The sequence below is a fragment of the Vibrio owensii genome (genome assembly GCF_002021755.1).
Taxonomy (GTDB): domain Bacteria; phylum Pseudomonadota; class Gammaproteobacteria; order Enterobacterales; family Vibrionaceae; genus Vibrio; species Vibrio owensii.
This window is the reverse complement of sequence record NZ_CP019960.1, coordinates 1,744,483-1,765,565: the sequence shown is the minus strand read 5'-3', so window position 1 is coordinate 1,765,565 and position 21,083 is coordinate 1,744,483. Positions and strand designations below refer to the sequence as shown.

The window sequence follows — 21,083 nt, the reverse complement described above, 5'->3', positions numbered from 1 at the left end:
TGTCTGTCTTTTGTGCTTGCGTTAACCACGCAAACAGTTTTGGAAAAAGGTCACTTCGTCGCTTGCTAAGGTGTACACCATGGCTGGCTTACCGCCTTTACCTTTGTTAGTGGAAGCGACTTTGTTGGTTGGCTTGAGAACACCGGAATCAATCAAGCGGCGTTTGATCGTCATTCGACTGATATCAATACCGAACTCTTGGTATGCGGCAATGATGTCTGCGACCAAAAATTCTTTATCGAGTGCGAACAACAATACTGAGGTGTATTCAATAGAGGCACGCAGCTTCTGCCATGCCTTTTCAATCATCTTTTGGTGATCAAAAGCGAGGGTTTCTTCACCATCAAGAATTGCTTGCAGCGGGAACCACTTCAAATGACATTCTGGTACACCAGCGTTGTCGATTTGCTCTTTGTTATTGCGGTCTACTAAGGCGTAGTGGGTGATGTTCAGGCTCCAATCTTCAGGGTCACGCTTTGGGTCGCCATCGACAAAAGCTTCGCTAAAGTGGCGAGGGTAGGTGTGAATTTTTTCTCGGCAGATTCTACGTCGCGCTGCTTCGAAGTTTTCGTCTGCTGCTCGTCCACCTTCGTGCGTCATGTCTTTATCAAACACAAATCCACCAGGCAAAGCCCACACGCCGTGGTAGGGGCGTTCTGGATTTGAGCGTTTGATCAGCAACACTTCCAACCCTTTATCGGCACAGCCAGATAGTCTGAATGGAATGATGTCGACAGTTACGATCATGATTGGGTCCTGAGATTGATTTGTAAGTAATCTAGCGCATAACAAGTAGTCAATCAATGGGTAAGTAACCGATTGTTAGAAACGTACATGTATTTTCTAAGTAGTGATGTTTAAGCATGAAAGTGCGTATCTGTTCAGGTTATCCACAATAGCTGTTGGATTATTGCGCGTAAAAACCTTATAAAAAAGAGTGGTTAGTAACAAAAGTTGACAAACTAATAGTGGGTGTTTATTGTTTACGCAATTTAGTTAGTAACAACAAGTTATATACCCAAGTTTGCCTTGTTGAGAACTTCCCACCAACTTTGTTGGGAAAACAATAAGACGCGGTTTGCACCGTGCTGAGGGAATTTGGGTATAAACGAAAAAGGGCGTGTAGAAGGGCTCCGAATGACCACCAATTTATTTTCGTCTCGCATCATTCAAAGTGCGTTAGATTTTGACGTATACAAAGTGAATATGATGAGTGCTGTTGCAGCGCTTTATCCAGATGCGATGGTGTCCTACAAATTCATTGTTCGCAGTGAAGAAGACCTGTCTGAACTACTGCCAGATGTGAAAGCGGAAGTTCTTAAACTGCAAGACATCACTTTCTCGGCAGAAGAAATCGAGTACATGAAAGGTGTCGCGCCTTATCTTAGCTCTGAGTTTGTTGACGCTCTGCATGCATTTCGTTTTAACCCTCAACGTGACGTTTCTTTCAATACTAAAACCATGGCTGATGGCACAAGCCAATTACGCATCACCATCAATGGCCTTTGGAAAGAAACCATTCTCTACGAAACCATTATCATGAGTATTGTGTCCGAAGTGCGTAGCCGTGCACGTTGGGCAGACATTCCCGTTGAGCAATTCCAATCTGTTCTGCAAGAAAAAGTTAGTCATCTAAAATCCGAACTAACACGCCGCAATATCACTAACTTTAAGTTTGCTGATATGTCGACCCGTCGTCGTTTCTCGTTCCAAGCCCAGCGTTCAATGCTACAGTATCTGAGCGAAGAGTTGCCTGACAGCCTTACTGGAACCAGTAACTACCATTTGGCGAAAGAGCTCGATCTCACCCCAATCGGTACGGTGGCACACGAATGGTTTATGGGACACCAAGCGCTAGTGAATGTTCGTGATTCACAAAAGGTAGCATTGCAGCGTTGGCAAAAGATGTTTAATGGCGCGTTAGGCATTGCTTTAACAGACACCATTGGTATTGATGCGTTCTTAAAAGACTTCGATGAAGAGCTAAGTAATGCTTACGCTGGTGTTCGTCATGACAGTGGCTGCCCTTACACATGGGGCGAGAAGATGATTGAGCATTACCAATCTCTTGGTATCGACCCTATGACTAAAACCTTGGTGTTTACAGACGGCTTAAACTTTGACCAAGCATTGGACATTTGTGAGCACTTCCAAGGTCGAGTACAAATCAGCTTTGGTATTGGTACGTTTTTGGCGAACGATATGGGCGAGTACACTAACGAACAAGGTGTCGCTTATAAGCCACTTTCAATCGTAATCAAGATGGTTTCGTGTAATGGCTCTCCAGTGGCGAAAATCAGTGATGAGCCAGAGAAAGCGATGTGTGAAGACATTTTCTTTTTGATGAATTTGAAGCGTCGTTTTGAGCAGCCGCTCGATCTCGATGAGTGTCGTGTATTGCTTGACCGTCTAGAAAACGAGGGTGATAACTACCTTATCGACGCTTAAATATCGAAGTGAGTCATGATGAAAAAGGGTGGTGCAATGTCATCACTCTTTTTGTGATTCACACACTTCGTTGTATTTGATTTCGCACAGCGCGCCACATTTTGTGCGATAGGGAAGGCGTTTGCTTCCTGTGTTAGCGCGAACCCTCTTTACAATAAGCCCTTCTAGATTGGCACTTTTCAGGTGCTTTTCGCGAACCTTCTTCCAGTAGTCATCAAAAGCCATACGTCACCTTGTTGTCATAATTATTTTTATAAATGTGACGCTATTCTATGCAACACAACTCTGTTTCTAATGTCAGAAAAATCCTAAAAACCGTTAAGTAAATGGCGATTTGTTGTAACGCTCTCGTTTCTTGATTTTTACCTTCTATGGTTTCGATAAATTAATATCGGCAAACCTAACAGGCGATTTGGTTATAGTACAAGCAAAGGTCAAGTCAGGAATGAACGATGAATTTGGTTGTGCATCTACAGAAAAAAGCGATCAACAAACACGGCTATGAGTGGGCAACGCGCCAAGCTTGGAAGTGTGGGATTAAAGCTAATCTTGTGAAACGAGTGATCGGGATCTTCAAAGGTCAGATCGTTTGCGTTGTCGAAGGTTGTCGTGCTGAATTGACAACACCAATCAACAACCCTTTCCATGATGATGAGAAGCAAGGTCGTTATGTATTTGTTGGTGGCATCTTCTGGGAACCAAACAACGTTATCGCACCTGGTTTTCCTGATTTTATGTTTATGCACCTACGTAGTCTGAGTCATCGTCATAAGTATCTAACCGATGATGAGTTGTTCTTGAGTCTAGCTTAGGGTGTTTGGCATACACTGATGACCAGTCTGTTTCTTAAATCTTTGCTTGGTGCAGTGGCAGTATTGATTATTGCCATGCTATCGAAGTCGAAAAGCTTTTATATCGCAGGGCTCGTGCCTTTGTTTCCGACCTTTGCTCTGATCGCGCACTTTATTGTCGGTAGCGAGCGAGACATGGAAGCCCTGCGCCAAACGGCTCTGTTTGGCATCTATTCTTTGATTCCTTATGCGGCGTACCTAATTTCTGTTTTCTACTTTAGCTACCGCTTTAGTTTGGTGGGGACATTGACGGCTGCAACGCTAGTATGGGTCATGTTTGCCTCGATATTGCTTGCATTTTGGACTCGTTGGATGGTGCCTGCCTAAAGTTTGCTCAACTTGGCATTGTAGTTAGCGCAATATTCATTGCTCAAGCTGATGTGATCTCGCTCCAATTGACCTTTCCCTGAGCTTTCTCTAACACGGCGTTTATAAAACGCTGTATTTTAACCTGCTAATGACCGGACGTTTGTTTTCACCTGATGTGAATTTTTCTTCTAGATTTACTATATCGCCAAACAAAGATAACCGTATCGGAAAGTAAATCATGAATATGAAATCTATCGCAATCGCAACAGCGGTTGTTGCAGTACTAGCGGGTTGTAAAGACAAAACGCCACCAGCACCAACAGAAGCAAATATCACGCTTGTTGAAGCGGTAACAGAAACTGTGAAAAACCCACACCAAGTGTGTAAAGACGTGGTAGTAACACATCAAGTAGAACCAACGGACAACAACAAGATCCTTGGTACTGTGGGTGGTGCAGCGGCAGGTGCTGCATTGGGTAACCAAATCGGTGGTGGTTCAGGTAAAGTGATTGCGACTGCTGCAGGTACTGTTGCTGGTGCGATGACAGGTCGTAAGATCCAAGACAATGTGCAAAAAGGTGATGTTGTGACATCAACTGAGAAGCAATGTCACACTGAATACACGACGTCTGAGAAAGTAGTGGGTTACGATGTCACTTACGAAGTTGCTGGCGCGCCAACAACCGTTCGTATGCAAAGCAAACCTGCAGGTAAAACTTTCCCAATTCAAGATGGCAAAGTGGTTCTACCGCAATAATCGCCAACGAGATTGAATGCAAAAGCCCTTTTGTTCATTGAACTTAAGGGCTTTTTTCGTTTTAGAAGACAGTGGTGAACACTACTTGTCTGCAAAATAATCGACCAAAATCTTACGCCATTTTCGTGATTCACGAATTTGCAGTAGAGCGCGATTGATCTCTTCTTCATACGGATTGTTTTCTGTAATGATGAAACCATAGTTCTGCTTTTCTAGCTGGTAAGGCAACACCTCTAAATCTTCATATTGCCCCGATATTCTGCCGTTACCAATCATGTATTTGAGCACGACGTCATCGGCAACAATTGCTTCGACTTCTCCAGTATCCAATGCATTTAAAAGCGCAGTCATGTCTTGATAATCGTGATGACGAATACCGAAGCTTGTCAGTAACAAAGATGAGGTGGTTGCGGTTTTGGTTCCCACTTTGACATTGGCGAGATCGTTAATGCTTTTGATTTGAGAATAGCCTTGGCTTAGGGTCAATTTGCTAGCCAGCACAGCTGTGATACTGGCGATAAAGAGCATGCTAAACACACCAATAAACACCGTGACGATTCGTCCTGTTAAGCTCTTAAACTCGAAGTAGTTAAAGGGGCCTCGCGTAATGAAGAGAAGTCCAAGGATAAAGCTCTCAACCCAACGTCCTACTCGGCTGTTCATCGAATACAGCTTTTCATTTTTCCCCTCTTCTATCGCGTAGAAAAACGCTCCAACCAAACCTGCAACCAGAATGATCGCGCCAACGATTAACCACAATGCAGGGTTCATGAAGATCGATTGTAAGGTATGTAGGTACCCTTGATTTTTAACTGCAATTGCAAGGTGGGTCTCATAGAAAGAGTGGGAGAAGTCAGCGAATAACTCACGTTCGGGAGTAATAGAAATGCATGAAACACCAATATCGATTTGTTCCGTTTCTATCGAGTTAAGAAGATCGTCCAATGGGTGGTTTTCGAAAGTGAACTCGACATTCATCTCTTTGGCTATTTGTTCCCACAACTCAATACTGAGGCCGTTTAGCTCCGAATCAACAAAGCCGATGACAAAGGGTGGGCAGGGGTAAGTCCCTACTTTTAGTGAAGATGCAGAAGCATAAGGGCTGAAAACAGAGATAAGAAAAAGCGTTGAAAGGACAAAAGATTGAAGTGTCGATTTGAAACCAATTTGCATGCGCAGACCCTCAAAAAAGAGGCAGCGATGAATCGAATCAAGAGCGAACGCTCGCTCTAAAAATGCCAGAGTGCTGAGAAAGTAGGAGAGGTGATGACGATTTCAATACTGCCCTAGTTTTATTATTTACTGTTTTAACTATAGCAGCTGATGCCTATCTGAGGCTCCCTCGAATGTTTAGGCAACCAAAATTGTATGCGAGTTGCTTACAAAACCGGTGTTATCGATGGATTATTAAGCGTTTGTAAGCCAACGTAAGAATCGCCAGAAAACAGGATTTTTTTGTTTATCATTCCTTATATCGAACAGTGTTTTATTGGGGAAAGGAATGAAAAAACAAATATTGGCGCTGAGCATTGCCGTGGCATTATCTGGTTGTGGTTCAGAAGGGAAAGACCAAAGCACATCATCAACCAACACATTTACTTCTCAATGTGGAGACCAACTGTCAGCTCAAGAGCCGGGTTTGTCGTTTGTTGTGAAAGGAGACGTCGCAGAACTGCAAGGTGTTATTTGTCAGGGTTCACCAAAGGCGTTTGAGCAAATGATGACAAAACACGCCAACGTGAAGCAGCTCAAGTTCATCAGTATTGATGGTTCTGTTGATGATGAATCAAACCTCGAACTGGCTTATCAAGTTCGCGCTAAACAGTTGGATTCCTATATTGCAAGCAGTGGGCAAATTGCTTCTGGCGGCACTGATTTGTTTTTGGCAGGTGTAAACCGAACGATTGAAAGCGGCGCAACGATTGGCGTTCATTCATGGTCAACGGAAGATCAAGTTGCAACGGATTTCCCTGTTGGTCACAAGTATCATCAACCTTACATCGATTACTACAAAAAGATGGGATTGTCAGACCCAGAAGGTTTTTACTACTTCACGATTAATGCCGCGCCGGCGCAAGACATACACAACATGTCTGAGCAAGAGATAACCAAGTATGGCCTCGGTAAACTAGTCTCTTCAGAAGGCGAAACGTCTTTGACCAATGACGTTGATAGTAAGCTTTTCGAGCAACTTAATGCCTCTGTGAATGCACTGAAATTCCAATCTGTTTGGGGCGGTTATGGGGACTACTTATCAGGTACGCCAGCTTACTTTCTACGTTTGGATGAAAAGAGCAGCACGCCAGTCACTGCCTATTTGGTCAATCCTTCCAAAGTCCCAGAAGAAGCGCAAAAGTTAGGCGTCAATGAAAGTGGGGCTCTGAATATCTATCAATACGAAACCAATATGCACGTCTTTCATGACGCAATAAACAAAGGTAATGGAGTGTATGAAAGGCAATATACGTTTAACGGAGCGAAGTACTATCTCCAAGTGTATAAGCCGTCAGGGACCTTCGTAAAAGGTGAGCATCAACGCAATACTATCGCATTAGCTGTGCATGAGATGTTTCATGATTATCAGCTGGAGCACTTTAGCGACCCTGCCAATTACTTTAACGAGCTCAACGGTTACCCTGTGAATGTAGAGCAGATAACTTACAAGTTAGCGGTACTGGATCTGTTTAAATCCTTGCCTAAAACAATAACCCAGGACGAAGCGAAAACCATGCTTAAGCAATACATCGCTTTGACTCAGGAGCAAATCAATATTGATACCAGCAGCAAGCGTTATGCGAAGAATATGGGACTTGGCCAAGAGTTGTTCGAAGGCAGCGCTTGGTATGTTGAAGTGATGGCATTGAGAAATGCGCTACCAAATTTTTCCGAGCTCAAGTTTGTTGATAGCTACGCGTTTACGACTCAGTATCAAAACCGTGAAAGTGTGGAGTCTCAGTTTGGTTGGGGATACTTCTATCCAAGTGGTGCCGCTGCAATTTATGCGTTGAAGGCGGCTGGTTATGACATTCTTCAATTGCAAAAAGGAGTGACACCCTTTGAGGCCGCAAAGCAGGTAGTTGGTACGTTTGATGTTACTGACACTTTGAACCAAATTAAGCAGAGCGCTGACTTTAAAGCGTTACAGCAAAAAGCGGTAACCATTAACGCCATCAAAAACTAATGAGTAGATAATCCACGAAAGACAAGGCTCATCTGTGTTGCCCAAAAACAAAAAGCCGAGCGATGAATGCTCGGCTTTTTTGGTCATTTACGCTGCTGGCGCTTGATGATGTTTTTGCTCTTCCGAAAGTTTGGCTGCTTGGGCTTGTTTTTGTTTGCGGCGTTCGCGCTTAGATAGCCAAACCAGAGGCACCACAATCATCACTGTGCCAATTGCCATAAAGATATCTGGCACTTCACCAAACCAAATCAAACCAACGATTACCGCACCAATCAAGCCGCTGTATTCTGCGCTGGCGATTTTGTTGCTATCGATAGAGCGATAAGCCAGTACACAAGTTGCCGCGTAAATCATGATGAATAGGCTTGAACCTGCTGCAACAGGGAATGAGCTCCAATCCCACGCTTCACCCTCGATAAACACTAACAATAGAGAGACAGGAATGCCGGCTAGGTTAGTCATCAATAGCGTGTGTGGCACTGATTGGTTCTTTGGCAACTTGCGGATCAACAGGTTGTTAATTGCTAACGTAACCGCGACAACCAGAGCAGATAGTGCCGCCCAATCAACTTGGTCTGGTCGAATAATCACAAGCACGCCTGCAAAGCCCATCACTGCCGCTGCAATAGATTGTGCAGAAAGCTTCTCTCCAAAGAAGATCGCTGCCAGAGGTAACATGATCAAAGGAGCGGCATAAAAGATCGCATTTGCGGTGGCGAGGGGCATAGACGAGATAGCAAACACCATGAAAATCGCGCCAGTTAGCCAAACGTGGGCACGCACTGCATGCCATTTAAAGCCTTCCATCAACGGTGCTTGTTTGGTGAGCAAGAATACAGGTAACAAAATCATCACTGCTGACAGCTGTCGGTAAAACACGAACTGAAAAACCGGCACCTCGTTACCGACACTTTTGATCAAAGCGTCTGAGAGCACCGCAATTAGGTTACCAACAATTAATAGCAGCATGGCTGCGCCGACAGATGTGACTTTCACGTTATTCCTCTCCTCATTCTTTGCCAAAGAGTAGGTGATGTCATAGGATGAAGTGAAATGATATTTATTAGTTTAAGTATGAGATTTTTAGATAATGAAATTGCCACCTCTGAGAGCGGTTCACTGTTTTGAGTCCGTTGCGCGTAATTTGAGCTTTTCCCTTGCAGCAGAAGAGCTCAACGTAACCCAAAGCGCCGTGAGTCATCAGATTCGTATATTAGAAGACTACCTTGGTGAAGCTCTGTTTATTCGCCAAGGTCGTAAGCTATCACTCTCGGATACGGGCTTTCGTTATCTTGAAGACATCAGCCCTGCGATCAGTGCCATTGCGATGGCGAGCCAAAAAGTGCGTGAAGGCGAAAAGGGCAGTCTACGTTTGGCGATTTACAGCTCGCTGGCGGTGAAATGGTTGATCCCACGATTGGCGGACTTCAAGCGTCAGCATCCAGAAATCGATCTGACGCTCAACATGGTTGCAGGAGACCCAGAGCAAACCGACAGCGTTGGTGATTGCTTTATCACGGTACAGAAGCCAAAGCGCAACTACATGGCAGTTCGCTTATATGATGAGACCTTGTATCCGGTATGCAGCCTCAACATTTGGAAGGAAATTCAAGATCAACCGATGCCAGATGCGCTTTGGCACTATCCGATTCTTTCTACTGATTCTATCTATCGTGAGCGCGGTAAAGATTGGGCGGAGTGGTGTAAAGCAGGCGGGTTTGAATTGCCTAAAGACATTGATATGCAGCATTTCAGTCACATGCTGTTGGCTATCGAAGCCGCGCGTTACGACCAGGGCATTACGTTTGCCAATGACTTCATGTTGAATGAGCGGGATAAGGCTCAAGACTTGGTTTATATCCCCTCTCACGGCTTGGAAACGGGCGACAGCTTTTACTTCGTGCATAAGAAGAATCGAGCTCGCCAGCCAGAAATCATTAAGTTGACCAACTGGCTTAAACAGCAGTGCTTATAAACAAGAAAGGGAGGCACTCGGCCTCCCTTTGCGATTCAAAAAAGCGACTATTGTTTTTTGATCAGCGCTTTAATCACATCAATCGTGTATAGCTGACAATCGACTGCAGTTTGTGGTTCGAAGTCTTGCTTGTGTTGATCTGTGTTCGAAAGGATACGGATGCCAATGAAAGGCACTTGATAAGCTTGAGCAACCAATGCCGCTGATGACGTTTCCATTTCTTCAACAGACGTACCGTACGTTTCATGGAACCAGTTGATACGATCCACTTCGCGGTTCCACTCGTCCGCTGAGCCAATCAAGCCTTTCACGACTTTGCCTTTCTTGTATTCTTCAGACAAAGAAAGAGCGGTTTCAACCAGTGCCGGATCCGCTTTGAATTGTTTGTGTTCAACAAACTCGCCGTTTTCACGCAGACGCATGGTTACGTCGAAGTTCTGCCACTTCGTTGGGTCGATGCCTTTGCCTTTTTCAGTAAACTCAGACTTGTAAGAGCCCATGTTGAAGCTGGCTTCACCCACGACAATGTCACCACGGTATAGCTCAGGATCGTGACCGCCTGATGTGCCTTGGTTGATGATGTACTTAGGATTGAAGTGTTCAATCGCAATCGTGGTAGAAGCAGCAGCGTTCGCTAAGCCAACCTCGGTACGAGACACGACAACTGGGTAGCCGTCGATTTCACCTTGCCAGAAAGTCCAAGAGCCAACGGTGGTTTCTTTCGCATCATCCAATGCTTCAACCAATGTACTGGTTTCAATATCCATTGCACCCTGAACAAGGATAGGTTGAGTTTGAGCGAAAATAGAGAAGGAAAGTACTGCAGGAACAAGTGCAGCGAAACGTTTAAAGATTTGCATACGACATACTTACAAATAAAAAAGATGGCGCAATCTATCAATAGCAATCGTTTGCGTCAATTGGTTGGATTGTTATTTTTCTTAATAAATGAAAATTCTTGATTGTCGTTCTAATTAACGAGAATGAAAAAATCCGAGCGGGGGAGGCTCGGATTTGGTCTTTATCAGGATTAAATTGAATTGCTATTCAGCATTAAGGCATCTTGCTCAGGTTGTAGAATGAAGCCAACTCGCCTGTTGCTTTTTCGCCGTTCATGTCCAGCTTCATTAGCATGTTTTCGCCAACGAAGTACTGGTTTGGACCAGACTCGTCAACCAATGTAATGGTGTTGCCTGATTCGTTCCAAGTGAATTTACCTTCTGACTTGATTGGGTCGCCTTCTTTGCCTTCATAAAGCTCTACCAATGAGTAAGTGCCGTCTTCGTTCAGGGTTAGCGTGGTATCGATACCCGCACAATCTGCACAAGGAAGCTTACCTTTGTAAATGCCGTTCCAATCCAATGCATTTTGCGCATTGTGGCCAGAATCTACGAACGTGTCCGGAGTGATCACTTGCTCTTCTTCAATTGGTGTCGCATCAACCGTGCTTTCAACTTCAGTGGCTTGAGGAACGTCAACCGCAGTTGTCTCCGCTGGTTTCTCATCCTGACAGCCTGCTAGAATAATGACCGCACCTGTGAGTGCTAATAATGTCTTTTTCATTTTATTCCTCTCTAAATCAACAAGTTGACATACCAAAGTAATCTCGTTGCATGTATGCTAAGGTCACTTAGGTATACCGTGATAATAATAGACTTGTTTCCTAGACCTGCGTCAGAACAAAGCAAACCATTGAACAGCCTCTGTTAGAAAAACTCTTTAACGTCAGTGATTTGCAAAGAAGAAGGAAAAGGAAAGAAAATGGAAGAATTAGTTATAGGTGCGCTTAGGGTATTGGGAGCACTTATCCGTTGGTTGTTGATCGAACTTTTTTTAGACAGGGTTGCTTACAGTATCGGTTACGCGGGATTGTATATTCTGACGCTAGGTAAAAGACCGCATCGTCCCGTCTCGACAGAAATGCGGGGACGGATTGCTCTGCTTGGTATCGTGTTGAGTCTGTTAATCTTTGCACTGCTTATATGGCTGTAGGGATAGTAATAACACCAATATTGAAGAGACAGTAAAGCAAACAAAAAGGCTCATCACATGATGAGCCTTTTGCGTATTAGGATGCCTTATCCATTGCTGGTGGCGTTTTGACCTCCTTTGACGGAGATTCCTCTTCGGTATTGTCAGTGAAGATTTCGGCCACGGCGCTTCGTTCTAGTTCGCCTTGCAGATTACCTTCGTCATCGACAACTGGCAGTGAGTAGTCACAAGACATGGTGTCCGGTAGCACTTCTTCAATCACAGAATCAGGAGAGACAACAGGCACTTCTTCGTAGATTTCTTCATCGAGTTCTTGTGCTGCATCGGTTTTCGCAGCGTCAAGCAAGCTCTCTTTGGTCACCACGCCTTGATAGCCGTCGTCGGTTACATGGTAGGCATAGTCTTGCTTCACGCGTTTCATTTCTATCAAGGCTTCTTCAATGGTCGTCGCCGCAATGCGATACGCCGGTGGCTGCATCACGGTTTCTACGGTTAGAGCGCGTGCTCGGTTAACGTCCTTAACGAAGGCTTCTACATATTCATCAGCAGGATGAAGCAGAATTTCGTCTGGAGAACCTTGCTGTACCAATTCGCCGTCTTTCAAGATAGCAATGCGGTCGCCCAAGCGAAGTGCTTCGTCCAAATCGTGAGTAATAAAGATAATGGTCTTATGTAGCTTCTCTTGCAGTTCAATTAGCTGATCTTGCATCTCGCTTCGGATCAGTGGGTCAAGGGCCGAGAAGGCTTCATCCATCAATAGGATCTCAGCGTCAGTCGCCAATGCGCGAGCCAAGCCTACACGTTGTTGCTGGCCACCTGAAAGCTGTGCAGGGTATTGATTCTCGTAACCTTTAAGGCCAACTGTTTCCAACCACTCGTTGGCTTTGGCAAGACGTGCTTCTTTCTTGATGCCTTGGATTTCCAAGCCGTAAGCTACGTTGTCAACCACAGTTCGATGAGGCAACAGGCCAAAGCGTTGGAATACCATCGACATCTTATGGCGACGAAACTCTTCCAACTCTTTTGACGACAACTGCATTACGTCGACGCCTTCAACTAAGATTTGTCCCATGGTCGGGTCAATCAAACGGTTGAAGTGACGAATCATGGTCGACTTGCCAGAGCCAGATAGGCCCATGATAACGAAGATTTCGCCTTTGTTGATTTGCAGGTTGATGTCTTTTAAACCAACGGTATGGCCAGTATCAGCAAGGATTTGGTCTTTGCTTTGTCCTTGCTTAACACGGTCGATAACAGAATTTGGTTTTCGGCCGAAGATCTTATACAGGCCGCTGATTTCAATAAGTGGCTTAGTCATGTTTCAGATCTCCTAGGTGTGCTTGCGTTCGTTTTGCGTAAGCTTGCGATGCACGGTCAAACAGAATCGCCAGTGCCACAATTGCCAAGCCGTTAAGCAGACCAAGCGTGAAATACTGGTTCGTGATTGACTTTAATACTGGCTGACCTAAGCCTTTTACGCCAATCATCGAAGCAATAACGACCATAGAAAGCGCCATCATGATGGTTTGGTTGATACCAGCCATGATGGTTGGCATTGCCAAAGGTAATTGCACGCCGACTAAGCGCTGCTTCTTACTGGCACCAAAGGCAGTAGCGGCTTCAAGTACTTCTTTATCTACCAGTCGAATACCTAAGTTGGTTAAACGAATCACTGGTGGAATCGCGTAGATAACCACGGCAATCAAGCCCGGAATCTTACCAATACCTAGAAGCATCACGACCGGAATCAGGTAAACGAACGCGGGCATGGTTTGCATAACATCAAGAAGCGGGGTTACGACGGATTGCACGCGATTTGAGCGCGCCATGGCAATACCAATCGGAATACCGAGCGCAATGGCGAGCATGGTACACACCGTGATAATGCTGAGCGTCCGCATCGTGTCTTCCCACATGCCAAAGTACCCAATCAGGATCAATGACACGAAACACGCGACAGCCAATTTCCACGATCGGCTTGCGGCATAAACCAACGCGGTACACACAGCAAGGATGATCATCCATGGTGTAGAAATGAGGAGTTTTTCGAACCAAACGAGAAATGAGAGAAGAGGGTCGAAGAATGATTCAATTAGGTCGCCGTATTCGCGAGAGAAATCGCGGTAGGCACCATCTAAGGTTTTGCGGATGGCTCTAAGATCTGAGCGATCCATTTCTGGGAATTCGCTAAGCCAATTCGAGTCAGACATGTTTACTTCCTTTTCTTGCCGAGACTCAAGCGAGTCTCGGCATACAACAATTTTGGTATTCCTATACCATTTACGAAACGTCTAAGTCTTACAGTGCACCTTGCACTTTTTTAGCTACGTCTTGAGGAACCCATGCGGTCCAGATCTGTGGGTAGTTTTCTAGGAAATGGAACATGGTTTCTTCACCGTCTGCTTGATTGTCTTCCATCCAAGCGAGCAGTTGGTTCATGTCTGCATTGGTGAAACCACGTTTAGTGAAGTAGTCGTATGCAGCTGGAGAACGTGAAGCAAACTCTTCAGTGGTAATCGTGTGCACTGGTGAAGGTGGGTACATGGTTGCTTTTGGCGCTTCACAATCGGCTTGGGTTGTACAGCTCACGAACTCTTCTTCATTAACGCCGCTACCGAAATCGACTTTAACCATGTCGTACTTACCAAGAACCGCAGTTGGTGCCCAGTAATAACCAAACCATGCTTGTTCGCGTTCGTAAGCTTTTGCGATGGAACCAGATAGACCGGCACTTGAGCCTGGGTCAATGATGTCAAAACCTGAGTCAGCAAGATCCATTGCTTTGAAAAGGTTGCCTGCGCTGATCTGACAGTTCCAACCAGCAGGACAGCTGTAGAATGCGGATTTTGCTTTGTCTTCAGGGTGAGAGAACAGCTTCGCGTGTTTTTTCACACCTTCGATGGTTTTCATTTCAGGGTATTGCTTAACAAGGTATGCAGGAATCCAGAAACCTTCTTCACCGCCATCAACGAGTGCTTTACCAGCATAACGTAGGCGTTTTTCTTCAACACCTTTGTCTAGCGCATCTTTAAGGCTGTTACTCCAAAGTTCTGGTGCCACATCGGGCTGTCCTTTTTCGATCATTGAGGTGCCGGTAGGCATGGTGTCGCCTGGGATGAGTTCGGCATCACAGCCGTAGCCGTGCTCAAGAATAAAACGGTCCACATTGGCAATCAGTGTTGCAGAGTTCCAGTTCATATCTGCAATGGTAACCGTTCCACACTCACTTGCGTTTGCGTTGGTCGCTGCTAGCGCACCAATCGCTAGTAGTAAGGGAGTTTTGTACGTCATATTGAGTTTCCTTTCTCTAAATAGCTCACTTAGGGTAACGAATTAATCATTAGTGTTCAAACTAATGTGTTAGATGAATTATAGCTTTATTTGTTAACAAGCGTGAAAATGACGGTGAACATTTGATGAAAATAGCCACAGAAATGCGAGGTTTTTTATCGACTCATGTCAATGAATCGTATGGTGGTTTGTATGTGTTGTTACATTATTATTAGATGTCTAACGAATATTTCGCTATGGATACGATTTTTGCAAACTAAGATATTGGCATATGCTAAAAACTATAATTGGCATATGCCATAAACGGGCGTAAGGTGAAGGCGTTTTGTAGAGAGGATGTGATGGCGAGACCAAAAATAGAAAGACGCATATGTGGACGTGCAGCGCACCATTGCTTTAAGCCTAATGGTGTACCGTTTTACGAGCTAGAAAAAGTCAACATATTGCCAGAAGAACTAGAGGCATTGAGATTGGCCGATCTGGAAGGATTGAGCCAGCAACAAGCCGCCGACCAAATGGGAGTCTCTCGCCAGACCTTTGGTAATACGGTTAAAAGCGCGCGTTTTAAAGTCGCGAAAAGCCTAGTTGAGGGTCATGCACTTGTTTTTCCTGACCAGGAGTCAAACTCATGATTTACGCTATTCCGAATGACGGCGAACGCGTCGCCAATCACTTTGTTAAAGCCCCATACATTGCGATTTATTCCGATTCAGACGGATTGTTAAAGAATCTAGCTAACATTGCTTCTATGCCACAAGCTGGCTGCAAAGCAAAATCACAACTTATCCAATCTTTGCAAGAATACAAAGTGGATGCGGTATTGGTTCGCAACATTGGTGAACGTGCACTGGGTAAGCTTTTGAGCAGTGGTAAGCAAGTCTTTAAGCTATCGACTCGCAGTTCACTGGATGACGTGATGGGTGTGCCGCGTTCGCCATTAACGCTTGCCACGCAAGGTCGACCTTCTATCAATCACGCTAAGAAAGGTGGTTGCGGAGGCTGTGGCAGCAAAAAAGCGCCGTCGTTATTGCTTAATCCTCAATCTCAATCCCAAAAAACACTCATGACGCTTCGTCCGATGAAACTCAAAGCATTGGTTTCTTCTTACGTGAAAGAGGTGAAGTAATGGTTTGGTTGTTCACTTTTCTTGGGTTCTTAGCCATCATTTTGTTGATGTCACTGGGCGTGATCTTTCATAACAAACGCATTCAAGGTAGTTGCGGTGGTTTGAATAACGTAGGCGTTGATAAAGTGTGTAACTGTGAGAGTACTTGTGCAGACAACGAGCGCCGCCTCTATCAGATCCAAGAGCCGAGTTCGATAAGCTAACGCTCAGCTAAACCTGCCTCTAATGACACCGATTTGCACCACTTTGGTAATGTCTGTCTAAACCATTCTATATATTTGCTGGCTTGCGGATTGTTTCTGGAAACCAGCAAATTTGTCACTTCAATTAATATCCAAGCTTTTGCTAGTAGGACTGCAGTGGTGATTTCTGATTCTATCCCCTTTCCACCCATTGCTATGTATTGTTTTGCGATTTGTTTGTAGTCTTCCATGGTGCCCATTCCTGCTACTAAGGGCGATAGGTCAATCGCAGGATGACCAGTAGAAAAACGTTCCCAATCGAACAGTACCAAATCGCCATTATCCCTTAGCCCCCAGTTGCCTGCATTACTGTCTCCGGAAAGCAGAGTTTGGGGCTTGAAGAGGCATTTTGCTTGGGTTTGAAGACGTCGGAGGTGAGCCTCGGTTTGAGCATCGAGGTGGAGGGTTTCAAATGCTGATGTTGTTGCTTCATCTGTCCACGTATGGGATTTAAATATGGTGTTATTGGTGGGCTGTGGAGTTTGATGAATTTGGGCAAGGCGCCTCAAAACTCTTGGATCTTGTAGAAGGAATGCTTGATCTACTGGGTGAGGAATGTACTCAATCCATAACGTATTTTGCTCAGCGTCGAACCCAATGAATTCTGGGACAAGGATACCTTGCTGATTAAATTTGGCAGATTGATTTTGGTAAAACGCTACTTCAACCTGCGTAGGGTTGCGTTTCTCAATGACTTTAAGTCCTTCTTTTTCTGTTAGGAACACTTGGGCGCTGCCCATCTGGCTTAGCTCTTTTCGTGGCATCAATCTGCTTTCCATGCTGAATGGAATTTCAAGATAAACATCGAGCGTCCAATTGCCAACATCAAAATGCGTTGTTGCTCGCAAATACCTAGCGAAATGATGCGAAAAATTGGTAGTTAACTGGCTGAATTTACGATTATTTATCGATGTTTTTTTGGTTCTTTAGAGGTTGTCGATGAGTAGTAAACTGGCTGATTTTTCTGTGCATATTCCTATTACGCCTGAGTTGTTTGAGTTTCAAACCGAAGTGAAGGAGAAGCTGTATGACTTTAACCACGCACGACCTTCTGAGCATTTGAAGAAAGCCGAGATCATCGAATCACTTCTTGGCAGTGCAAACGGCGTGAACATCGTGCCGCCGTTCTATTGTGATATGGGTAAAAACATTCATTTTACCCAAGGTGGCTTTTTGAATGCTGGCGTTACCATTCTCGATCTTGCGCCTGTTCATATTGGTGAGTATGTGCAAATTGGTCCCAATGTGGTGATCAGTACGGCGGGGCATCCATTTGAACTCGCCGAACGTGTTCGTCCGATAGCAACGGGCAACCCGATTACCATCGGTGATAGTGTGTGGATTGGTGCGGGTGCCATCATTTTGGATGGCGTGACAATTGGTGACCGAGCGATTATTGGGGCAGGCAGCGTGGTGACCAAAGACATCCCGGCAGATTGCGTTGCAGTGGGGAATCCATGTCGCGTAGTGAAAACCATCGAGCAAAGCGAAATGCCATCCGAAGAAGAGATCATCGAGATGTGGCGACCGTTGATGGAAATGAAGTTGGATTAGACAAGAAGGTTTTCTAGAGCGAAGTATTTAAAACCAACGGTGAAGATCAGAACAAGGCGAGCACATGAGCTCGCCTTGTTATTTTTAAACGGCACCAAGTGGTGTGTATTGTTGCTCTAGCTGAGAAATAGGTTGGGGTTTGCTGAAGTAATAACCTTGAAGTAAATCCACGCCGAGTTCACTTAAGCTAGAGACATGCTCTGCGGTTTCTACCCCCTCGGCGACCACGCGATAACCCAAACTTCTGCCCATCAAAATCATAGTGGAAACGAAATCGAGGTTGGATTGATCTTTGATGATGTCGGCGATGAAAGAACGGTCGATTTTGACTTCACTCAATGGCAACTTCTTCAATAACGACAACGAAGAGAAGCCTGTCCCGAAATCATCTAAAGAGATGGTAATGCCCGCTTTTCTGAGCTTCTCAAGCGATTTCACACACAAGTCATAATCACTAATGGCTGCTGTTTCGGTGATTTCGATGCAGAACAGAGACAACGGCAATCGGTAGTTAAGGATGGTTTGAATCACCTCGTCTGCAAAATAAGGCTGTACCAACTGACGAGCACTGATGTTGACCGAAATATGGCTCATTGATTGTAACCAAGCCGACTGCTGCACGTCACGACAGACTCGATTGAGAATGTATTCTCCCAATCGCGAGATCATACCTGCGTTTTCAGCTACCTGAATAAACTGACTTGGCGGGACAAAGCCAAGCGCTTCAGATTTCCAACGAGCCAAGGCTTCTACTGCGATCACACGCTGCGTTTTGTGGCACAACTGAGGTTGGTAGAACACATCAATTTCGCTTTGTTCTAAAGCGCGATTTAGGTGGTGTTCGAACTTAATTAAGCTTTGTGTCGTCGCTTCCATGGTGTCGTTGTAATGCACCACTTTGCGCCCGCCGAGTTGCTTGGCTTGATACATGGCGATATCGGCTTTTTTGACCAGCTCTTCGGGGCTATGGCCATCCGATGGGTAGAAGGAAATACCTAAACTGCCTTGGCTGACCAATTCCATCTCTTCATGAATCATTGGCTTTTCGATGGTACGTAAAATCATGCTAGCAATCTGGTTGGCTTGGGCGGCATTGCTGACATGACAGAAGAACAGGAATTCATCTCCGCCGAGTCGCGCAATAGTATGAGGCTCAACCAAAACACTCTCTAACTCTTTGGTTATGTGGCAAAGTAAGGCGTCGCCGACATGGTGTCCGAAAGAGTCGTTGATCATTTTAAAGCGATTGAGATCCATCAACATGATGGCACGAGGCTTATCCGGGTTGACGCTGATGTGTTCAACAATCTCTTCCATAATTTTGCGGCGGTTGGCGACCCCCGTTAGCGCATCGAAATACGCCATATGATGGATCTTCGCGGCGCTTTCTCGCTGCTCGGTCACGTCCGTCATTGAGCCGATAAAGCGTACCGCATGACCTTGTGCGTTGCGTACTGCAGAACCATTGGCTTGCACCCAGATATAGCTGTTGTCGTGTTTGCGAATACGAAATTCGGTTTTGAACGCCACTTTATCGACCAAGTGAGCTTGGATGTGTTCTTCTAATTGGTCGATGTCTTCTGGATGAATAAATTGGAACAGCTGATCGCAATCGATGTAGCGTTTGTGGGAGATGTTTTCATTGCCGAGCATGTTGACCAAACGACTGTTCCAACGCAGTTTATTGCTGGTCAAATCCCAGTCCCAAATACCATCATTTGAGCTGTTTGAGACCACCTTGAGTTGCTGTAGCAGTTGTTGTGAGTTCTTTTGACGTAAGGTGCTGGTGTTGAGTAGCGCATCACGTTCGATGAACAGAGATAACATATCGAGATAGTTGTTGAACACCGATTGGGTACCGATGTTTTGTTGATCTTCAAGCGAATCGACCACGGCGACTAACTGCCACTGATTTTTTTGCCCCGTAGCAATTGGCATCACTGTTGCTACAAAGTGTTCGCAGCCTTCAAGGAAAGGGAAGTCACGAATGTCATCACTTGCGGTGCTCTGTTTTGGCAACGTGGTTGGCTGGGTCATGCCTTGTTCGACCCAACTCTCGATATGGTATTGCTCCTGATCGCACTGCGCTAAACATGCCCAATCGAGGTTGTTGCCATACAAGCTTTGAGCGTCAAGAATGGAGTTAAAACCGTTCTGAGCTTGGGAATAGAAGTTCTCAAAAATCTCTGCCGGAGAGCGGCCTTCCACATTCAGCAGTGCATGACGGATTGAGTTCGGACATTCTGTTGATTCATAGGTTGGATTGCGATTACCGCAGGACTGACGGATAACCAATTTCTGTGGCACTTGGTTAATCTGGTTTGAAAACGCAGCCCCTTGAATGCGCTCGATAGCTCGGCTAAATGCTCGGCGTGCCAGAACTTCCAATTGCTGATCGGCAGTGGTTAACGGTGGCTGAGTTTGTTTACCGAAGAAGACGTTATCAATACCAACCACGGCGACTTCATTTGGTACCGCAACTTGCAAGTGCTTAAGCTGCTCCATCATGCCAATGGCGTTGTGGTCGGTAGCACAAATAACCGCCGTGCATTGCGAATTGCGCTGCACGAACTCAACGGCAGCTTCTCGTCCACCCGCTAGTGAGCAGTTGCTAACGCTAAAGAAATCTTCGGGATTGAAAGCCCCTTGATGCTGTGTAGCAGCATGTTGGTAGGCTTTAAAACGTGAACGTACATCGTTGACCGACAAGTCACCACAAAAACCAATGCGTTGATGTCCTTGCTCCAACAGCCAGCGATACAAGGCTTTTACGCCGTCACTTTGTATGCTGATGAACTGCTCAACATCAAGCGGTGCGTAGCTTGCGCCCAAAGACAAAACAGGAATGCCTTTGCTCAGCGCCGTTTGCACCAGATGATCGGATGCAGAATGCAAAACCACCATCAATGCATCGAGATGATGCAAAGCAACAGACAGGTCGAAGTCTCGGCGATGCCCGCTACGAATAAATACCAAATTAACGCCATGTTGCTTAGCCATTTGGCGCAACGTGGCGTTAAGCTCTCCCATATAAAAACCGCTCAACATAGGCAAGATGATGCCAATGGTTGGGCGTTTATCAAAAACACGTCTATTCATCTGAATCAGCAAGTCGAGTAAAACTCAAAAAGAAAAAGGTCGCCTCTATGAGTAAGTTGAATATGAGGCTATTTGCATCCACACATTACTGACTAAAATCTCAAAAAAAAGACATAATTTGTGGAAATGATAATAGGCGCACGTTTGGTAGGGGATGGGATGAGTTCGCTGCCAGTTCGATGACGTAGTGTCAAAATTCAGTTCACGCTCGCTTTATAAAATGCTTCAGATTTAACAATAAAAACTGTCGAGAATGTC

General features: G+C 45.2%; 22 protein-coding genes. 11 read left to right on the top strand and 11 right to left on the bottom strand.

Going from position 1 to position 21,083, the window contains the following annotated elements:
• Positions 1 to 21 precede the first annotated feature (21 nt).
• Complete coding sequence (locus A9237_RS24390; RefSeq protein WP_005436370.1) at positions 22 to 747, bottom strand: NUDIX domain-containing protein; 726 nt, start codon at positions 745 to 747, stop codon at positions 22 to 24.
• Positions 748 to 1,137: 390 nt separating this feature from the next.
• Here A9237_RS24390 and pncB point away from each other — a divergent pair, with 390 nt between their 5' ends.
• Entirely contained in the window at positions 1,138 to 2,448 is a 1,311-nt protein-coding gene (gene pncB, locus A9237_RS24385) for a nicotinate phosphoribosyltransferase (RefSeq protein ID WP_078609940.1), read from the top strand.
• A gap of 42 nt (positions 2,449 to 2,490) precedes the next feature.
• Here pncB and A9237_RS24380 read toward each other — a convergent pair whose 3' ends face one another.
• Positions 2,491 to 2,673 carry a hypothetical protein gene (locus tag A9237_RS24380; RefSeq protein WP_032802795.1) on the bottom strand — a complete coding sequence of 61 codons (183 nt, stop codon included), beginning with the start codon at positions 2,671 to 2,673 and terminating at the stop codon, positions 2,491 to 2,493.
• A gap of 227 nt (positions 2,674 to 2,900) precedes the next feature.
• On the opposite strand from A9237_RS24380, the gene A9237_RS24375 reads away from it, so the two are divergent.
• The 3 genes from A9237_RS24375 (at position 2,901) to A9237_RS24365 (ending at position 4,365) form a co-directional block, all read left to right on the top strand.
• Positions 2,901 to 3,260, top strand: a complete 360-nt coding sequence (locus tag A9237_RS24375; RefSeq protein ID WP_078609939.1) for an acyl-CoA synthetase — start codon at positions 2,901 to 2,903, stop codon at positions 3,258 to 3,260.
• A gap of 18 nt (positions 3,261 to 3,278) precedes the next feature.
• Positions 3,279 to 3,626: a GlpM family protein gene (locus tag A9237_RS24370; RefSeq protein ID WP_078609938.1), complete on the top strand. Its 348-nt coding sequence runs from the start codon at positions 3,279 to 3,281 to the stop codon at positions 3,624 to 3,626.
• 220 nt (positions 3,627 to 3,846) lie between these two features.
• On the top strand, positions 3,847 to 4,365 hold the full coding sequence (locus tag A9237_RS24365) for a glycine zipper 2TM domain-containing protein (RefSeq protein ID WP_009706385.1): 519 nt from the start codon (positions 3,847 to 3,849) through the stop codon (positions 4,363 to 4,365).
• 81 nt (positions 4,366 to 4,446) lie between these two features.
• Here A9237_RS24365 and A9237_RS24360 read toward each other — a convergent pair whose 3' ends face one another.
• On the bottom strand, positions 4,447 to 5,538 hold the full coding sequence (locus A9237_RS24360; protein ID WP_078609937.1) for a transporter substrate-binding domain-containing protein: 1,092 nt from the start codon (positions 5,536 to 5,538) through the stop codon (positions 4,447 to 4,449).
• Positions 5,539 to 5,866: 328 nt separating this feature from the next.
• Here A9237_RS24360 and A9237_RS24355 point away from each other — a divergent pair, with 328 nt between their 5' ends.
• On the top strand, positions 5,867 to 7,546 hold the full coding sequence (locus A9237_RS24355) for a hypothetical protein (protein ID WP_078609936.1): 1,680 nt from the start codon (positions 5,867 to 5,869) through the stop codon (positions 7,544 to 7,546).
• An 87-nt stretch (positions 7,547 to 7,633) separates the two neighbouring features.
• Here A9237_RS24355 and A9237_RS24350 read toward each other — a convergent pair whose 3' ends face one another.
• Positions 7,634 to 8,542 carry a DMT family transporter gene (locus A9237_RS24350; RefSeq protein ID WP_078609935.1) on the bottom strand — a complete coding sequence of 303 codons (909 nt, stop codon included), beginning with the start codon at positions 8,540 to 8,542 and terminating at the stop codon, positions 7,634 to 7,636.
• A 94-nt stretch (positions 8,543 to 8,636) separates the two neighbouring features.
• Between A9237_RS24350 and A9237_RS24345 the strand changes: the two genes are divergently transcribed.
• On the top strand, positions 8,637 to 9,521 hold the full coding sequence (locus A9237_RS24345; RefSeq protein ID WP_009706381.1) for a LysR substrate-binding domain-containing protein: 885 nt from the start codon (positions 8,637 to 8,639) through the stop codon (positions 9,519 to 9,521).
• A 47-nt stretch (positions 9,522 to 9,568) separates the two neighbouring features.
• On the opposite strand, the gene A9237_RS24340 is transcribed toward A9237_RS24345, so the two are convergent.
• Positions 9,569 to 10,381 carry a 5'-methylthioadenosine/S-adenosylhomocysteine nucleosidase gene (locus A9237_RS24340; protein ID WP_078609934.1) on the bottom strand — a complete coding sequence of 271 codons (813 nt, stop codon included), beginning with the start codon at positions 10,379 to 10,381 and terminating at the stop codon, positions 9,569 to 9,571.
• A gap of 193 nt (positions 10,382 to 10,574) precedes the next feature.
• Positions 10,575 to 11,084, bottom strand: a complete 510-nt coding sequence (locus tag A9237_RS24335; protein WP_005441521.1) for a copper resistance protein NlpE — start codon at positions 11,082 to 11,084, stop codon at positions 10,575 to 10,577.
• A gap of 198 nt (positions 11,085 to 11,282) precedes the next feature.
• Between A9237_RS24335 and A9237_RS24330 the strand changes: the two genes are divergently transcribed.
• The gene (locus A9237_RS24330) at positions 11,283 to 11,513 is read left to right on the top strand and encodes a hypothetical protein (protein ID WP_078609933.1); all 231 of its coding nucleotides are present in this window, start codon (positions 11,283 to 11,285) and stop codon (positions 11,511 to 11,513) included.
• Positions 11,514 to 11,589: 76 nt separating this feature from the next.
• On the opposite strand, the gene A9237_RS24325 is transcribed toward A9237_RS24330, so the two are convergent.
• The 3 genes from A9237_RS24325 to A9237_RS24315 form a co-directional block, all read right to left on the bottom strand.
• On the bottom strand, positions 11,590 to 12,831 hold the full coding sequence (locus tag A9237_RS24325; protein ID WP_009706378.1) for a quaternary amine ABC transporter ATP-binding protein: 1,242 nt from the start codon (positions 12,829 to 12,831) through the stop codon (positions 11,590 to 11,592).
• Entirely contained in the window at positions 12,824 to 13,723 is a 900-nt protein-coding gene (locus tag A9237_RS24320) for an ABC transporter permease (RefSeq protein WP_020196104.1), read from the bottom strand. Before A9237_RS24320 ends, A9237_RS24325 begins: the two co-directional genes overlap by 8 nt.
• A gap of 88 nt (positions 13,724 to 13,811) precedes the next feature.
• On the bottom strand, positions 13,812 to 14,804 hold the full coding sequence (locus tag A9237_RS24315) for an ABC transporter substrate-binding protein (protein ID WP_005441515.1): 993 nt from the start codon (positions 14,802 to 14,804) through the stop codon (positions 13,812 to 13,814).
• A 341-nt stretch (positions 14,805 to 15,145) separates the two neighbouring features.
• Here A9237_RS24315 and A9237_RS24310 point away from each other — a divergent pair, with 341 nt between their 5' ends.
• From A9237_RS24310 to nqrM, 3 genes are read left to right on the top strand one after another with little or no spacing between them, the layout of a single operon-like run.
• The gene (locus A9237_RS24310; RefSeq protein WP_005452940.1) at positions 15,146 to 15,436 is read left to right on the top strand and encodes a DUF134 domain-containing protein; all 291 of its coding nucleotides are present in this window, start codon (positions 15,146 to 15,148) and stop codon (positions 15,434 to 15,436) included.
• Positions 15,433 to 15,930: a NifB/NifX family molybdenum-iron cluster-binding protein gene (locus tag A9237_RS24305; protein WP_078609932.1), complete on the top strand. Its 498-nt coding sequence runs from the start codon at positions 15,433 to 15,435 to the stop codon at positions 15,928 to 15,930. Before A9237_RS24310 ends, A9237_RS24305 begins: the two co-directional genes overlap by 4 nt.
• Positions 15,930 to 16,133 carry a (Na+)-NQR maturation NqrM gene (gene nqrM / locus A9237_RS24300; RefSeq protein WP_078609931.1) on the top strand — a complete coding sequence of 68 codons (204 nt, stop codon included), beginning with the start codon at positions 15,930 to 15,932 and terminating at the stop codon, positions 16,131 to 16,133. The genes A9237_RS24305 and nqrM overlap by 1 nt, the downstream gene beginning before the upstream one ends.
• On the opposite strand, the gene A9237_RS24295 is transcribed toward nqrM, so the two are convergent.
• Positions 16,130 to 16,936 (bottom strand): phosphotransferase, encoded by an 807-nt coding sequence (locus A9237_RS24295; protein WP_078609930.1) that lies wholly within the window; start codon positions 16,934 to 16,936, stop codon positions 16,130 to 16,132. The genes nqrM and A9237_RS24295 overlap by 4 nt on opposite strands.
• A 175-nt stretch (positions 16,937 to 17,111) precedes the next feature.
• Here A9237_RS24295 and A9237_RS24290 point away from each other — a divergent pair, with 175 nt between their 5' ends.
• Positions 17,112 to 17,726 carry a sugar O-acetyltransferase gene (locus tag A9237_RS24290; protein ID WP_078609929.1) on the top strand — a complete coding sequence of 205 codons (615 nt, stop codon included), beginning with the start codon at positions 17,112 to 17,114 and terminating at the stop codon, positions 17,724 to 17,726.
• A gap of 84 nt (positions 17,727 to 17,810) precedes the next feature.
• Here A9237_RS24290 and A9237_RS24285 read toward each other — a convergent pair whose 3' ends face one another.
• Positions 17,811 to 20,825 carry an EAL domain-containing protein gene (locus A9237_RS24285; RefSeq protein ID WP_078609928.1) on the bottom strand — a complete coding sequence of 1,005 codons (3,015 nt, stop codon included), beginning with the start codon at positions 20,823 to 20,825 and terminating at the stop codon, positions 17,811 to 17,813.
• Positions 20,826 to 21,083 lie beyond the last annotated feature (258 nt).

Bases quoted from the DNA above. Each gene is read 5' to 3' on its own strand.
- A9237_RS24390 (WP_005436370.1), bottom strand. From the start codon at position 747: ATGATCGTAACTGTCGACATCATTCCATTCAGACTATCTGGCTGTGCC.
- pncB (WP_078609940.1), top strand. From the start codon at position 1,138: ATGACCACCAATTTATTTTCGTCTCGCATCATTCAAAGTGCGTTAGAT.
- A9237_RS24380 (WP_032802795.1), bottom strand. From the start codon at position 2,673: ATGGCTTTTGATGACTACTGGAAGAAGGTTCGCGAAAAGCACCTGAAA.
- A9237_RS24375 (WP_078609939.1), top strand. From the start codon at position 2,901: ATGAATTTGGTTGTGCATCTACAGAAAAAAGCGATCAACAAACACGGC.
- A9237_RS24370 (WP_078609938.1), top strand. From the start codon at position 3,279: ATGACCAGTCTGTTTCTTAAATCTTTGCTTGGTGCAGTGGCAGTATTG.
- A9237_RS24365 (WP_009706385.1), top strand. From the start codon at position 3,847: ATGAATATGAAATCTATCGCAATCGCAACAGCGGTTGTTGCAGTACTA.
- A9237_RS24360 (WP_078609937.1), bottom strand. From the start codon at position 5,538: ATGCAAATTGGTTTCAAATCGACACTTCAATCTTTTGTCCTTTCAACG.
- A9237_RS24355 (WP_078609936.1), top strand. From the start codon at position 5,867: ATGAAAAAACAAATATTGGCGCTGAGCATTGCCGTGGCATTATCTGGT.
- A9237_RS24345 (WP_009706381.1), top strand. From the start codon at position 8,637: ATGAAATTGCCACCTCTGAGAGCGGTTCACTGTTTTGAGTCCGTTGCG.
- A9237_RS24340 (WP_078609934.1), bottom strand. From the start codon at position 10,381: ATGCAAATCTTTAAACGTTTCGCTGCACTTGTTCCTGCAGTACTTTCC.
- A9237_RS24335 (WP_005441521.1), bottom strand. From the start codon at position 11,084: ATGAAAAAGACATTATTAGCACTCACAGGTGCGGTCATTATTCTAGCA.
- A9237_RS24330 (WP_078609933.1), top strand. From the start codon at position 11,283: ATGGAAGAATTAGTTATAGGTGCGCTTAGGGTATTGGGAGCACTTATC.
- A9237_RS24325 (WP_009706378.1), bottom strand. From the start codon at position 12,831: ATGACTAAGCCACTTATTGAAATCAGCGGCCTGTATAAGATCTTCGGC.
- A9237_RS24320 (WP_020196104.1), bottom strand. From the start codon at position 13,723: ATGTCTGACTCGAATTGGCTTAGCGAATTCCCAGAAATGGATCGCTCA.
- A9237_RS24315 (WP_005441515.1), bottom strand. From the start codon at position 14,804: ATGACGTACAAAACTCCCTTACTACTAGCGATTGGTGCGCTAGCAGCG.
- A9237_RS24310 (WP_005452940.1), top strand. From the start codon at position 15,146: ATGGCGAGACCAAAAATAGAAAGACGCATATGTGGACGTGCAGCGCAC.
- A9237_RS24305 (WP_078609932.1), top strand. From the start codon at position 15,433: ATGATTTACGCTATTCCGAATGACGGCGAACGCGTCGCCAATCACTTT.
- nqrM (WP_078609931.1), top strand. From the start codon at position 15,930: ATGGTTTGGTTGTTCACTTTTCTTGGGTTCTTAGCCATCATTTTGTTG.
- A9237_RS24295 (WP_078609930.1), bottom strand. From the start codon at position 16,936: ATGCCACGAAAAGAGCTAAGCCAGATGGGCAGCGCCCAAGTGTTCCTA.
- A9237_RS24290 (WP_078609929.1), top strand. From the start codon at position 17,112: ATGAGTAGTAAACTGGCTGATTTTTCTGTGCATATTCCTATTACGCCT.
- A9237_RS24285 (WP_078609928.1), bottom strand. From the start codon at position 20,825: ATGAATAGACGTGTTTTTGATAAACGCCCAACCATTGGCATCATCTTG.